Consider the following 247-nt stretch of genomic DNA (forward strand, 5'->3'; position numbering starts at 1 on the left):
TTGTATCAAGCATCAATTGATTCGATATTAAGCAAAATAACTTGATTTAGTTAACGCTTAAGAACAAAATACTGCAACTCAGATATGATCTGTTAATAAATCATTTGGTAGAAAACTTAGCAATACGTAAGACTAAGCAAGTATCCATAACAGTTGTGCTGGCGACAATAGCAAGAGTGAACCACCTGATCCCTTCCCGAACTCAGAAGTGAAACCTCTTAGCGCTGATGGTAGTGTGGGGTTACCC

At 38.1% G+C, this 247-nt stretch carries 1 rRNA gene; it reads left to right on the forward strand.

The features are described 5' to 3' along the window. Positions 1–157: 157 nt before the first annotated feature. A 5S ribosomal RNA gene (rrf, locus tag AC25JC_RS17380) occupies positions 158–247 on the forward strand; the annotation flags it as partial.

Source organism: Acinetobacter sp. P37 (assembly GCF_057480965.1).